The sequence below is a fragment of the Bacillus sp. Bos-x628 genome, assembly GCF_040500475.1.
GTDB classification, from domain to species: Bacteria; Bacillota; Bacilli; order Bacillales; family Bacillaceae; genus Bacillus; species Bacillus maqinnsis.
Map to the genome: position 1 here is coordinate 1,283,254 of NZ_CP159358.1, position 14,247 is coordinate 1,297,500.

Annotated in this window: 12 protein-coding genes and 1 pseudogene; 8 read left to right on the top strand and 5 right to left on the bottom strand. The window is 39.3% G+C overall.

Annotation, left to right across the window (positions count from 1 at the left end):
- Positions 1-31: 31 nt before the first annotated feature.
- The 4 genes from ABVJ71_RS06715 (at position 32) to ABVJ71_RS06730 (ending at position 5,233) form a co-directional block, all read left to right on the top strand.
- Positions 32-1,564 carry an FAD-dependent oxidoreductase gene (locus ABVJ71_RS06715; RefSeq protein WP_353856197.1) on the top strand — a complete coding sequence of 511 codons (1,533 nt, stop codon included), beginning with the start codon at positions 32-34 and terminating at the stop codon, positions 1,562-1,564.
- A gap of 87 nt (positions 1,565-1,651) precedes the next feature.
- Positions 1,652-2,941: a globin-coupled sensor protein gene (locus tag ABVJ71_RS06720; RefSeq protein WP_353856198.1), complete on the top strand. Its 1,290-nt coding sequence runs from the start codon at positions 1,652-1,654 to the stop codon at positions 2,939-2,941.
- A 57-nt stretch (positions 2,942-2,998) separates the two neighbouring features.
- Positions 2,999-3,607, top strand: a complete 609-nt coding sequence (locus tag ABVJ71_RS06725) for a histidine phosphatase family protein (RefSeq protein ID WP_353856199.1) — start codon at positions 2,999-3,001, stop codon at positions 3,605-3,607.
- A 480-nt stretch (positions 3,608-4,087) separates the two neighbouring features.
- Positions 4,088-5,233 (top strand): serine alkaline protease SapB, encoded by a 1,146-nt coding sequence (locus tag ABVJ71_RS06730; protein ID WP_353856200.1) that lies wholly within the window; start codon positions 4,088-4,090, stop codon positions 5,231-5,233.
- A gap of 45 nt (positions 5,234-5,278) precedes the next feature.
- On the opposite strand, the gene ABVJ71_RS06735 is transcribed toward ABVJ71_RS06730, so the two are convergent.
- Positions 5,279-6,556, bottom strand: a complete 1,278-nt coding sequence (locus ABVJ71_RS06735; protein ID WP_353856591.1) for a M48 family metallopeptidase — start codon at positions 6,554-6,556, stop codon at positions 5,279-5,281.
- A 185-nt stretch (positions 6,557-6,741) separates the two neighbouring features.
- On the opposite strand from ABVJ71_RS06735, the gene ABVJ71_RS06740 reads away from it, so the two are divergent.
- Positions 6,742-7,158, top strand: coding sequence for a sporulation protein (locus tag ABVJ71_RS06740; RefSeq protein WP_353856201.1), 417 nt, complete (start codon positions 6,742-6,744; stop codon positions 7,156-7,158).
- A gap of 14 nt (positions 7,159-7,172) precedes the next feature.
- Here the strand turns inward: ABVJ71_RS06740 and ABVJ71_RS06745 are convergent, their stop codons facing one another.
- From ABVJ71_RS06745 to ABVJ71_RS06755, 3 genes are all read right to left on the bottom strand, one after another.
- Positions 7,173-8,726 (bottom strand): fatty acid--CoA ligase family protein, encoded by a 1,554-nt coding sequence (locus ABVJ71_RS06745; RefSeq protein WP_353856202.1) that lies wholly within the window; start codon positions 8,724-8,726, stop codon positions 7,173-7,175.
- 172 nt (positions 8,727-8,898) lie between these two features.
- On the bottom strand, positions 8,899-9,888 hold the full coding sequence (locus ABVJ71_RS06750; RefSeq protein WP_353856203.1) for a lipoate--protein ligase: 990 nt from the start codon (positions 9,886-9,888) through the stop codon (positions 8,899-8,901).
- 2 nt (positions 9,889-9,890) lie between these two features.
- Complete coding sequence (locus ABVJ71_RS06755; RefSeq protein ID WP_353856592.1) at positions 9,891-10,634, bottom strand: MBL fold metallo-hydrolase; 744 nt, start codon at positions 10,632-10,634, stop codon at positions 9,891-9,893.
- A gap of 157 nt (positions 10,635-10,791) precedes the next feature.
- Between ABVJ71_RS06755 and yhfH the strand changes: the two genes are divergently transcribed.
- A complete protein-coding gene (gene yhfH / locus ABVJ71_RS06760; protein ID WP_077233730.1) occupies positions 10,792-10,929 on the top strand; it encodes a protein YhfH in 138 nt (45 codons plus the stop codon).
- 340 nt (positions 10,930-11,269) lie between these two features.
- A complete protein-coding gene (locus ABVJ71_RS06765) occupies positions 11,270-12,559 on the top strand; it encodes a cation:dicarboxylase symporter family transporter (RefSeq protein WP_353856204.1) in 1,290 nt (429 codons plus the stop codon).
- A 32-nt stretch (positions 12,560-12,591) separates the two neighbouring features.
- On the opposite strand, the gene ABVJ71_RS06770 is transcribed toward ABVJ71_RS06765, so the two are convergent.
- Positions 12,592-13,641, bottom strand: coding sequence for a M42 family metallopeptidase (locus tag ABVJ71_RS06770; protein WP_353856205.1), 1,050 nt, complete (start codon positions 13,639-13,641; stop codon positions 12,592-12,594).
- Between the two features lie 200 nt (positions 13,642-13,841).
- On the opposite strand from ABVJ71_RS06770, the pseudogene ABVJ71_RS06775 reads away from it, so the two are divergent.
- A pseudogene (locus ABVJ71_RS06775) lies at positions 13,842-14,092 on the top strand (IS5/IS1182 family transposase); the annotation flags it as partial.
- Positions 14,093-14,247 lie beyond the last annotated feature (155 nt).

The following is a 14,247-nucleotide window of genomic DNA, read 5'->3' on the forward strand; positions in this document are numbered from 1 at the left end:
ATTATACACAACAAGAACTGGAGGCGACAAAATGGAACAAGAACACAAAGAAATGGATCAATCTCAATCACTATGGTTAGCAGACAAGAAGAAAGATTCTTTCCCGTCAGTATCAGAGGATCTCACAGCAGACGTCATAATCGTCGGTGGCGGAATTACTGGTATTGCCACTGCATTTGAAATGACAGAACGTGGATTAGATGTCATCATGATTGATGCAAATGAACTAATGCAAGGCACCACCGGACATACGACGGCAAAAGTGACGTCACAGCACGATGTGTATTATCATGAGTTAATTCAGCATATTGGCATGCCAAATGCCCGATTGTATGTAGAAGCAAATGAAAAAGCAAAAGAGCTCATCCAAACACGTGTCAAGGAGCATCAAATCGAGTGTCAGCTCGAAGTGAGAGATGCTTATCTGTACACAAAAGAAGAAAGCGGCGTAAAAAAATTAAAGAAAGAATTAGATGCCTATAAACAGCTTGGGATTGATCATGATTGGAAAACAGAACTTCCTTTTGATCCAGAAATAAAAGCCGCTCTAGTAATGAAACAGCAGGCACAGTTTCACCCTCTTCACTATTTGAATGCACTTGTCCAGCTTCTCATAGAGCGAGGCGTACGTATTTACGAAAATACGGCAGCAGTAGATGTTAAAGAAGGACATCGGCCTGCTGTCATCACAAAGAATGGACATCATCTCACAGGACGCTATATCATTTCATGCTCACACTTTCCCTTTTATGATGGAAAAGGACTTTATTTCACCCGAATTCATCCAAATCAATCTTATGTAGTGGCAGCTAAAACAAACAAGCCACTCCCAGATGGGATGTACTTAGGAATTGATCAACCATCCCACTCATTAAGAACAGCCAAAATAAATGGTGAAAAGGTGGTCCTCATTGGCGGAGAAGGTCATAAAACTGGACAAGGCGGGGATGCACGCACACACTATGAAGCACTTGAAAAGTTTGGACACGAAATACTCGGGATTCAAGAGGTCCTGTACCGCTGGTCTACTCACGATTTGGTCACAATGGATAAAATCCCCTATATTGGATACCTGACCAAAAATCACCCAAATATCCTCGTGGCCACGGGCTTTAGAAAATGGGGCATGACCACAAGCCATGTCGCAGCGACCCTGATTGGAGATTTGATCGAAGGTAAGTCCAATCCATACGAATCCATCTATATCCCATCAAGATTCGTTCCTGATCCGTTTGTCAAAGAATTCATTAAAGAAAATGCCAATGTAGCTGCTCAGCTTATCACTGGTAAATTGAATAGACCTGATCAGACAATCGATAATTTAAAGCCAGGCGAAGGCGGCATTGTGTCTTATGAACATAAGAAATGCGGGGCCTTTAAATCTGAAGACGGCAATGTCGTTCTTGTCGATACAACCTGTACCCATTTAGGATGTGAGGTCGCTTGGAATAACAGTGATCGCACTTGGGATTGTCCTTGTCACGGTTCACGATTTTCTGTAACTGGAGAAGTAGTAGAAGGTCCAGCGAAAAAACCACTAAAAAGGTCATATTATGAACAGTAAAATTCATCAGTCTCCCTTTAAAAAATCCAAAATAATCCGATAAAAACATAAAGTCTGATACTTGTGGATGATGGAGGGACAAAAACATTGTTATTTAAAAAAGAAAGAAAAAACACTGCTTTATTCACGCAGCAGGATGACATGATAAAAAGAATAAACATTTCGGAAAATACGGATATTGCCAAACAAATTAAAATGATCGACCTGACTCAGCAAGACCTTTTTGTACTGAAACAGTTGAACCCGCTCGTGCAAGCTGACATTGAACATATCGTCAATAAATTTTATAAAAACCTAGAAGTAGAGTCTTCCTTGATGCATATCATTCAAGATAACAGCTCAGTGGACCGATTAAAAAAGACACTTCGTATTCACATTAGCGAAATGTTCGCAGGTGTAATTGACGAAGCCTATATTGCAAAACGGATTAAAATTGCACAAGTTCATTTACGTATTGGGCTTCAGCCTAAATGGTATATGGCTGCTTTCCAAGACCTTTTGCTATCGATGATGGATTTATTTGCGCAGCATATCCAAGATTTCAAAAAATATCAGACAGTTGTCAAAGCCACCACTAAAATATTAAATTTAGAACAGCAGCTTGTCCTTGATACATTTCAACATGAATATTCTAAAATTCGTGATGCTGCAGAAGTACAGCAGCAAGAACTTCATACTAAAATTACTGAAACCTCAAACTCGCTTGCTTCACTTTTTTCTCAAACAACAAATGCAGTTGATAAGCTTGTATCAAAATCTGATGAGATGGCAGCCATGTCGCAGGCAGGAACGAAGATATCTGCACAAGTAGAGGAAAAATCAATTGGCGGTAAAAAAGAATTGGAGATTCAACAAACACAAATGAACCAGATTGATGGCAGTATGACAAAAATCGAAACAGAAATGAAACGTTTAGAAGAAATCGCTAAACAGATTGAACAGATTTTTGGTATTGTAACAGGAATCGCAGAACAAACGAATTTGTTATCGCTGAATGCCTCTATTGAGTCTGCACGAGCAGGAGAACATGGAAAAGGCTTTGCAGTTGTGGCAAATGAAGTTCGAAAGTTATCAGAAGATACAAAGAAAACGGTTTCAACAGTATCAGAACTAGTCAACAACACAAATTCACAAATTTCTATTGTGTCACAGCATATTGCAGACGTGAATTTGCTTGTAACAGACAGTAAAGAAAAAATGACTCAAATCAATTCACTATTTGATGATATCGTGAGTAGCATGAACTTGAGTAAAAATCAAAATGGAAAAATTGAGACAGATCTTCAAACGTTCCTGAACGAATTGAATGAAGTTAAAGAAACAGTATCTCAAGTAACAAGCTCTGTAGAATCTTTAACCACTCTAACCAATCGCTAAACCGACCATTTTTCTTATGTTCTAGTATAATAGAAGAAAAGAAAAGGCGGGATTTCAGTGACGAGAATTTGTCTAGTCAGGCACGGGGAAACAGATTGGAACGCAGCTAAACGAATTCAAGGGCGAACGGATATCCCTTTAAATAAAATAGGTAAATGGCAAGCTGAACAAACTGGACTCTACTTAAAAGATTTTCATTGGGATGTAGTCATTTCAAGCCCATTATCAAGAGCGAAAGAAACAGCCAATTTAATCCTAAAGTATGTGCATGCTCCACTTGTTATAATGGATGATTTCATTGAGCGTGATTATGGAGATGCTGAAGGCATGTCTCTTAAAGAACGTCAGGAGCTGTTTCCTGATAAACAGTATCCAAACATGGAATCGTTAAAGTCTCTTCAAGACCGAATGCTAAAAGGTATTCACAAGGTAAGAGCAGCCTATCCTGATCAGAATGTATTGATCATTGCTCATGGTGCTGCCATACATGCATTACTGTCCGTTCTTGCTGATGAACATATAGACCTTCATCATACAAGACTTGTTAATGCTTGCTTAAATTATGTCGAATGGAAAGATGGTGAATGGAAGGTACGTGATTATAACGTTGTCAGCCATTTAACACAATCTTCCCCTTCTTTTCATCGTGACCTGAAATCTCTTTAAGTCTAGAAAGGGTGGCTACTTATCCAGAGCGAATGCTAGATTCATAAGCACTAGCGCGCAACACTTGACTATGATTGTTTGTCTACACGATGGAACCTGTTCTTTAGGAACAGGTCTTTTTTTACGACAAAAACGTTTATGAAATAATATTTTTTTATATCGAAATTTGAAATAATTGCTAGACTTTTCTGCCTATTTTGCAGCCTTTCGAGTACCGAATGTTTGTCGCAAAATGTTTCATAAGAAAAAAAGCACCCATCCATTTTAATAGAAATCAGCAGTCAATCCACTTAAAACAGATTTAAATCAATTTTCCAAGCGACTTATTACCCTAATTTCTGCTAGGACTTCCACAAAAATTCAGGTCTACTCTTATTTGCCTACTTCCCTTAAACTGAAAATACAGAATAATCAAACGAATCCTTCTTATAGACTATTGATGATTATTCTGAAATAAGAAAAAAAGGATGTGTAATGTGAGTGAAAAAGAAAAATGTGATGACGAGTATTTTATTGGCTGTCCCTCTTCTATTTTCAGCAGGGTTTGGAGACTCAATGGCAAATGCAGAGACTCTCTCAAAGGCAGATAGTGATAAAAGCTATATTGTAGGTTTTAAAGCTTCTGCCACCACAAACAGCGCTAAGAAAAATGCAGTGACTCAGCATGGCGGAAAACTAGAGAAGCAATATCGAATCATTAATGCTGCACAAGTAAAGATGTCAAAACAAGCCGCAAAAAAACTTGAACATGACCCTAGCATTGCATATGTAGAAGAAGACCACAAAGCAGAAGCATATGCACAAACCGTCCCTTATGGTATCCCTCAAATCAAAGCTCCAGCCGTACACGCTCAAGGTTATAAAGGTGCTAATGTAAAAGTAGCTGTCCTTGATACTGGTATCGACGCTGCACACCCTGACTTAAATGTTGCAGGTAGTGCTAGCTTCGTCCCTTCAGAGCCAAATGCCACCCAGGATTTTCAATCACACGGAACTCACGTAGCCGGAACCATTGCTGCCCTTGATAACACAATTGGTGTTCTTGGTGTTGCTCCAAATGCCTCCTTATACGCCGTTAAAGTGCTAGACCGTAACGGTGATGGACAATACAGCTGGATTATTAGCGGTATTGAATGGGCAGTTGCCAATAATATGGATGTCATCAATATGAGTTTAGGCGGACCAACCGGTTCAACAGCTCTAAAGAACGCTGTTGACACAGCGAACAACCGCGGAGTCGTCGTTGTTGCGGCTGCAGGTAATTCTGGCTCCTCTGGATCTACAAGCACTGTCGGTTACCCTGCAAAATATGATTCCACTATCGCTGTTGCCAATGTGAACAACAACAATGTGAGAAACTCTTCATCTAGTGCAGGTCCTGAATTAGATGTCTCTGCACCTGGTACATCCATTTTAAGCACAGTGCCAAATAATGGATACACATCTTATACTGGTACATCCATGGCTTCTCCTCACGTTGCAGGAGCAGCAGCGCTTATTCTTTCTAAGAACCCGAATTTAACGAATTCACAGGTTCGTCAGCGTTTAGAAAGCACAGCCACACCACTTGGCAACTCATTCTACTACGGTAAAGGGTTAATTAATGTTCAAGCTGCTTCTAACTAATCACCGTATTCAAAAATCCGGCTCGTATAGCCGGATTTTGCTTGTTTATTGACGTTGAGACTCTTCCTCTTTTTTTGCCGCCTTTTCCATATCAACGATTCTCTCCATCATAGGCGGATGATCATAACGAAATATTTTCACTAGAAGCGGCGGGTTTACTTGGGTCAGTCCTGATTTTGCTAGCTTCTGAAAAGACGTTACTCCCGCCTCACCATCTTTTGTCAAATTCACTGCGTACTGATCAGCTGCCTGCTCCTGATACCTTGATACTGCATTTGTAAAAGGTGAAGCAACAAATGACAACATCGACACAATGACTAAAAGAAGCGGGAGAGCGGCGATGTCATGTGACACTTTCAGATGAAATGAAGTTTGTCCTCTTTTATATAGATAAAAATAGATACGGTCAATAGCAAAAAAGCCAACCAGTGACAGCATGAAATATCCTGCTAAACCGATATATACATGCTTCATGACGTAATGTCCCATCTCATGGGCCATGATAAATAAAATTTCCCGATCTTTCAGCTTTTGTAAGGTTGTATCCCATAGCACAATGCGTTTATTTTCACCGATCCCTGTCACATAAGCATTCATTGTGTTTGTTTTCTTAGACATATTCACTTCATATACATGGTCTGCTGGGATGTGTGCTTTCTCTGCAAGAGTTAAGATTTTTGTCTCAAGTGCTTGATCCTTTAATGGATAAAATTCATTGTATAACGGATCAATGACAACTGGTTGTATAAAAAAGAGAAACAGTGTCACCGGAACCGTTAAACACCACGCATAAAGCCACCATAACTTTCGTTTTTTTTGAATGAGCCAAAAGAAAACAACCGTACACAACACGAGAAGCGGATATTGTATCCAAAAATCGAGTGTTTGATCTTTTAGCCAGCTTGCAGTGCTTTGAGCAGATATCCCGTAATGCAAGGAAAGCTGATAACCAATCCACTTAATCGGCAGTGAAATCAGCATGGTAAGTAGCGAGAGCAAGAAAACATAGACTAATTGACCGAGAAATTGAAAACGAGCCGCAACAAAGCTCCAGTCGGCCATTTTTCGGGAAAGACCTGTAATTAGTAAAAGAAAAAATACATACCAGTCTAGCGGAATCGTAATAAAGTACAAAAAATTTCGGATTCTTGAAAAATCCTCGCTGACCTCAAGCTCATGGCTTGTCATAAACGTGTGCGGATCTGCACTCGTTCCTTTCACATTTTCAGGAACTGATGAATCACCAGTAAGAAACAAATAAAAATAAATGAAAAGACCGTACAATACGTACGCTACCGTTGCCAGAGCAATCCAGTTACGTATTCGCACATGTCAGCCTCCTTTCTATCTCTTTTCTCCTATTCTAATCGCGAATCTTTTTGTTTAGAACCTGTCTGATGTGGCTCCATCATAGCATGTCCCATTTGAAAAAGCTTCTGTGAAAAAAATGATTATGTTGTATAAAGATCGGAGAAGCTAAGCATAAAACAGTGAGATGGAGGTTCAATATGAAGAAAATCCTTGCAGGAATTGTGATCTTTGGGCTTTTACTGATCACCTTCTTTTATGTGTTTAGCCGGACGAATGATATCTTCGATGAAAATCGAGCAGAAAAAGTATTACTCTCACCGCCTAACAAGCCCATCTCCTATGAAATAGATGATAAAGATACAGCAGAAGATTTAATTGAAGACTTAAACAAAGGCAAACGAACGAGCAGTCACTTTAATAAAAACTTAAAAAAACCAGATTACATCGCAAAGGTGATGTTTGGCAGAACAAATGGAACAACCTTTCAGCTATGGACGAATCGATCACAGGTCGTTTTTTTAGTAAATGGAACGTACTATGAACTCAATAAAAAACATTCGTCTTCTTTTCAAAAGCAATTGAAAGCGGCCATTCAAAAGGGAGCCTCATCATAAGAGACTCCCTGCTTTTATTTACTTTCTTCCGTTTGATACTTGTCCTTTAGTGCTCTTCTTAAAATTTTTCCTGTTGTGTTTTTTGGAATGTCATCTATGAAATGAATCGTTTGGGGCTGCTTATATTTCGCTAAATAGTGTGAACAATGTGTGATGATGTCATCTTGATTGATATGAGCATTTTTCTTAGGGGAAATGTAGCAGACGACAGCTTCTCCTGTATTTGGATCTGGCACACCAATGACGACGGCTTCTGCGACGGCTTCATGTTTATAAAGTACTTCTTCTACTTCTCTTGGATAGACATTGTACCCTCCGACTAGAATCATATCCTTTTTTCGGTCGACAATATAAATATATCCATCTTCATCTCTTCTCGCCAGATCACCTGTATACAGCCATCCGTCTTTCAGAGCAGCTTCTGTATCTTCCGGCATCTTATAATAGCCTTTCATAATATTTGGACCTTTTGCAATAAGTTCTCCGACTTCATTCGGTCCTACTTCCTCGCCAAGTTCATTCACGATTTTATTTCTCACGTTCATAATATCGGTTCCAACCGAACCTGGTTTTCTTTGTCCATCTAGCGGATTAAATGCAGTTACTGGAGAAGCCTCTGATAATCCATAGCCCTCCAAAACCGTCACACCGAATTTCTTTTCGAATCCGTGAAGTAAGGCAACAGGCATAGAGGCACCACCTGAGATGCAAATTCTCACCGATTTCATTGCCTCATCATGTCCCTCTTGGCGGTATAAATAGTTATACATGGTAGGAACGCCAACAAATATCGTCGGCTTTTCTTTTTCCATCATTTTCAAAAGCTCTGATGGGCTAAAGTGTGGAAGTACGTAAACGATTGCACCATTGATAAGTGGTGCATTCATACAGACCGTCAGACAAAATACATGGAACATCGGTAAGGCAGCAATCATCTTGTCTTGTTCACCAATGGATAAGTATTCTGCGATGTCTCTTGCATTTGAGTAAAGGTTTGTGTGAGTCAACATTGCACCCTTTGGTTTCCCTGTTGTTCCAGATGTAAATAAAATGACAGCTGTATCGTCAGGATGAATGGAAGGATGTGTGATTTTTGGCGCGTTTCCTGATACAAGCTTTCCATAAAATACGAGCTTATCAGATACTTCTTTCAAACTTGAACTGCACATCGCTTCATTTTCTGCACAAATAATGACCCGTTCAATTAATGGAAGTTGTTCATACACCTGCTCGTATACTTGTAAAAGCTGACTTGGCGCCACAATTCCCTTCACATCGCCTGTGATGAGCATATACCCGATTTCACTCGGCGTATATGTGGGATTCACTGGTACAACGACGAGTCCTGCTTTCAAAGCACCAAAAAATGAAATCACAAAATGTGGTGAATTCCCTAAAATGAGTGCGATATGATCGCCTTCTTGAAACCCTTCGTTAACTAAACCATCTGCAAAATGATCAATACTTGTCATTAGCTCTTGATAGGTTATCTTGTTTCCTTCAAACACAAGTGCGATGTTTTCTCCCTTGGTCATCGCAGTCTGCTCAAGATTTTTGATCAAATCCATTCTCCCACCCCTTACGTATCTTCAATGAATGAATAGCCATTCATTTTATGGCCAAACATTACTCCTTTCTATTATAATGGACAAACGAAAAAATCCACAAGATCAAATGTTGATCACTTTCATTTCTTTAGATAGAAATAAGCACTGCTTCCCGTGAGCAGTGCTTTATCGCTTAATAAATCAAATCAAGAAAGTCTTCTTTCGATACGTTGCCGAAATAATGGCGTATGTCTATATCTTCTAACGCATCGCTGATTGTTTTACGATCATATTGACGTCCGATCAGTCTTTGTTCAATATCGGCAATATCCCCAACACCAAAGAAATCACCAAAGATTTTGCAATCCTGAATGGTTCCCTTTTTCACTTCTAATCGCAGGTCTATAGAACCCGCTGGGAAACGCTTGGAATGCTGTAAATTGAATTTAGGTGAGCGACCATAGTTCCATTCCCATTTTTGATAGCGGTCTCGAGAGATTTCATGAATCTTTTTCCAATCCTCTTTTGTCAAATGATATTGAGGTATATCACCATCCGTATCAAAGATGTAGCTTAAAAGAATGTTTCTAAATTCTTCTGTTGTCATCTTTTGATCCATCAGTTCACGAATATTGGCTACCCTGCTTCTAATTGATTTAATTCCTTTAGATTCGATCTTTTCTTTCTTTACATTTAATGCGGAGACAACATGCTCAATCTCTGAATCAAATAAGAGTGTGCCATGACTGAAGATACGTCCTCGTGTCGCAAATTGCGCATTTCCAGAGATTTTACGTCCATCTGCCATAATGTCATTTCTACCGCTTAATTCAGCTTTGACCCCTAGCTTCTCTAGCGCCCGGATGACCGGTTCAGTGAACTTTTTAAAGTTATGGAAGCTGTCTCCATCGTCTTTTGTGATAAAGCTAAAGTTTAAGTTTCCTTTGTCATGATAAACAGCACCTCCACCTGATAAACGGCGAACAACTTTTATCCCATTTTCTTCGACATATTTCGTGTTGATTTCTTCTATCGTATTTTGGTTCTTCCCAATAATAATGGATGGCTGATTGATATAAAACAGCAAATACGTTTCTTCTGGGTCCAAATATTTCAAGCAATATTCTTCAATTGCCAGATTGATCATTGGATCGTCATGTTGCTCGTTATCAATAAACAGCATATTTATCTTCCTTCCTTGTTCCATCTAAGCCCCGTCTGAGCAAGCTGTATATTGCCAGTATATAATGCCTTTGCTTCATTGACTAGGTCTTTATGCCGCCCGAAATGGGGTAGATGCGTGATGAACAGTTCACCTACGTTTGCTTCATTTGCAATCTTTCCAACTTCAGTGCTATTCATATGCCCTGCGCTTGATCCGTCTTGTCCAGCGTAGAAATTGCTTTCAGCAATCAAAAGGTCTGCGTCCTTGGCAAACGGAATAAAAGCGTCCTGATAGCTTGAATCCGCTGTATATACCACAACAGCATCACCTGCTTTCATTCTCATGGCATAGCATTCTACCGGATGAACCGTTTTCAAAAAGTCAATGTGAAATGGACCAATTTGAATGCCTTCTGCTGGATGATAAGGCACAGCCTTTGTATGTACATTATCATGAAGCCTATCAAACGCTTCTTGATCACCAAGATGTCCATAGATCGAAAGCGGACCGTTGCTTTTTCCTAAATGATAACCCACTAATTTTGCGTATTGAAGAGGTCCGATATCTGCAATATGGTCATGATGATAATGTGAGAGGACGACAGCATCTAGTTCTTCAAGATCAATATATTGTTGTAGTTTTGAAAGCACACCACTCCCACAATCTACAAGCATCCGAAAACCATCTGATTCAAACAAATAACCTGACGTGGCTTCACCAGCTGCTGGAAACCCTCCGTAACATCCAATAACGGTTAATTTCATCGTCATTTTTACCTCCTTTTTCTTAAACTTCCCTCATTACAATATACCCATTTTTCATCAAAAAAGCATTCTTTTTGCCCTTTGTTACAAAACAGATTGACAATAATCAATCTGTTATAATACAATGATAACAACAAAAAGTATTGGAGGATGACAAATGCTAGGAAAAATCACTGAGTTTTTTAGAAATTTGCCCTCGAAGAAATGCACAAAATGTGGAAATGAATTAATGGAACAGCACGAGTGTTATGGTAATGAATGTGAGGAATGCTCACAAGTAAGTTATCTTAAATAAGGAAGCAAATTGAATAAAAAAGCACTTTTTTCCTCCTTCTACAGTTGGAGTCAAAAGTGCTTTTTATTTTTTCTGAAAAATAGGTAAAAAGGTAAATTCCTTGATACAGAAGGGTTTTTTAGTATTTTCATAGGGTGACTTTTAGGTCTAAAGTCATTTTTTATTGACTTAAGTGAATAGAGGGGATTCGAAATATTCATTTTTTCAAATAATTTTGTATTTTCTTAATAAAATTTAATCGTGGACGAACCTCTTTAGATTTAGTTATACTTTAATTCATATACTAAAACTTAAGTATGATGGGAATATTCCTTTAATGAATATGTCAGGGAGGAAATCTATGAAAAAATTAAAATTTGGATTAGCTACTCAAATCCTAATCGGTCTTATTCTCGGTGTCGTTGTTGGTGCGATCTTTTTCGGTAATCCAGGTGTTGAGACATTCTTAAAACCTATTGGTGACTTCTTCTTAAGACTCATTAAGATGATCGTCATACCGATTGTTGTTTCTAGCTTAATTTTAGGTGTTGCAGGTGCAGGTGATGGTAAAAAAGTAGGAAAGCTTGGCTTTAGAACCATTCTTTACTTTGAAATCATCACAACGTTTGCGATTATCCTTGGTCTTGTACTCGCTAACTTTGTTCAACCCGGAGCGGGCGTTGACTTTGGTCATGCTGAAAAACAAGATATTAGTCAATACGTTGAGACAGAAAAAGAGCAAAGCAACAAATCTTTTGCTGATACGTTCCTTCATATCGTTCCAACGAACTTCTTCCAGTCACTGGCGGAAGGTGATTTGCTTGCTATTATTTTCTTCACTGTGCTATTTGGACTTGGGGTTTCCGCCGTCGGGGAACGAGGCAAACCGGTATTAGCCTTCTTTGAAGGTGTATCACACGCCATGTTCCATGTCGTAAATATCGTGATGAAAGCCGCCCCATTTGGTGTTTTTGCGCTCATTGGTGTAACAGTCTCAAAGTTTGGTCTTGGATCACTTATTTCTCTTGGTAAGCTTGTAGGTCTTGTTTATTTTGCGCTTATCTTCTTCCTTATCGTTGTATTCGGAATCATCGGAAAGATGATTGGCGTCAATATCTTCAGATTTCTCGCTTACATGAAAGATGAAATGCTTCTTGCCTTTAGTACATCCAGTTCCGAAACCGTTTTACCAAGAGTGATGGATAAAATGGAGCGTATCGGTTGTCCAAAAGGAATTGTATCTTTCGTCATCCCAATAGGCTATACATTTAATCTGGACGGTTCCGTCTTGTATCAAGCCATTGCTGCGCTTTTCCTCGCGCAAGTATATGGCATTGACCTTACGATCGTACAGCAGTTAACGCTTGTTTTAGTGCTCATGGTCACATCAAAGGGAATGGCCGCTGTTCCTGGTACTTCCTTTGTTGTGTTGCTAGCGACATTAGGAACGATTGGTGTTCCTGCTGAAGGACTTGCCTTTATTGCTGGGGTTGACCGTATCATGGACATGGCCCGCACAGTTGTCAACTTAACAGGAAATGCACTTGCAGCTGTCGTGATGTCTAAATGGGAAGGGCAATATGATTCTGAAAAAGGACATCGTGTCATGACTGGACAAGATACTCCTGAACCAACTCAGCTTTCAATTTAATCAACAAGAACCCCATATGCTGGGGTTCTTTTTTATACTGTGATTAATGCGGATTGTACATAATGATAAAGTAGATTTGCTGTATGGGTGAGCGAATCTTCATGTGTTCTTTCAAAAGCATGAGAGGAATCGATGCCGGGACCAATGAGCCCATGAATGATGTCATGCCCTGCTCTTATGGCTGCTGACGCATCAGAACCATAATAAGGGTATATATCAAGACGATAATCAATTTTGTTTTCTTCTGCTAATTTTGCTAAATGTTTGCGTAATCCGTAATGATAAGGGCCACTTGAATCCTTTACACAAATAGATACACTGTATTCATCTGTTGATTGACCGTCTCCAATTGCCCCCATATCGACCGCTAAGTATTCAACAGTTTCTTCAGGGATATTCGAGTTTCCACCGTATCCAATTTCTTCATTATTCGAAATCAAGAAATGAGTCGTGTGTGGTAAAATGATGTTCTCTTTTTGAATCCGATGCATCAATCGCAACAGTAAAGCCACGCTTGCCTTGTCATCTAGATGTCTTGATTTAATAAACCCAGAGGATGTCACTTCAAATCTCGGATTAAATGAGATAAAGTCCCCTACTTGAATACCAAGAGCTTTCACTTCGTTTGCACTTTGCACCTTTTCATCGAGACGAATCTCCATATTCTCTTGGTTCCGTTTTGCCTTTCCTGCATCCTCGTATACGTGAACAGAGGTTTGATGCATGAGAATGGTGCCGCGATATGTACGACCTGACACTGTTTCAACCTCACAATATTCACCTTCAATCGAGTTATATTGAAAGCCTCCAATTAATGCAAGACGAATTCGGCCATTCGATTTAATTTCTTTCACCATAGCCCCGAGTGTATCAACATGTGCGGTCAGCATACGGTGTTGTTGATCATCATTTCCTTTAATCGTTGCAATCAATCCGCCTTTTCGATTTCGTTTCGTCTCAATATTTAAATCATGTAAAAAGCGTTCGACAAAACCGATCACTTTTTCTGTATTTCCTGAAGGGCTTGGGATCGAAACGAGTTTTTGAATTAGCTGGATGGTCTCATTTAATTCAGTTGTCATAAGGTACTTCCTCCTTCGTCTGAAACGATTCATCAATCAATGCCTTTTCCAAGCATCTCTTCTTAAAATATATCGCTTCGGGTTCCACATGTCCAACTTGCTTTCAGAAAGGATCAGCTTGTAGACAAAGTCTGCAAGCTTCAGGTTGTCGAGAAAATCTCGACAGCCCCTCCTCATTTTATAATAAAGTAAAGCCTGTCATGTTCCACACTAGAAGCTCTTCTCAGCACGAAGCCCCGAATTTGTATTACTGGATCAATCGGTCGAAGAGGATCACCTGCTTCGTATAATTTGATTTTTCATTTATCATAGACAACGTAAAACCATATTATAGTGAGATTAAAAAGTCGTCCTTTCTCTTGATCCACTCATTTTATTCAAAATGATGTTTCGTTCAGAAAGACAGCTTGAAAAAGAAATTTACTATAACATGGCATATAGATGGTTTTTATTGGCGACGGGCTTTTTTTATGGATTTTGGGCTTCCATTGCCTTGGTTATCTTAAAGAAACATATGCGAAAAATCTAAATACATATGAAAAAATCTCACCTGTTAGAAGTTTGTACACATCGATCAGCCTTGCCCCCTCTATCTCTGTTTTTATG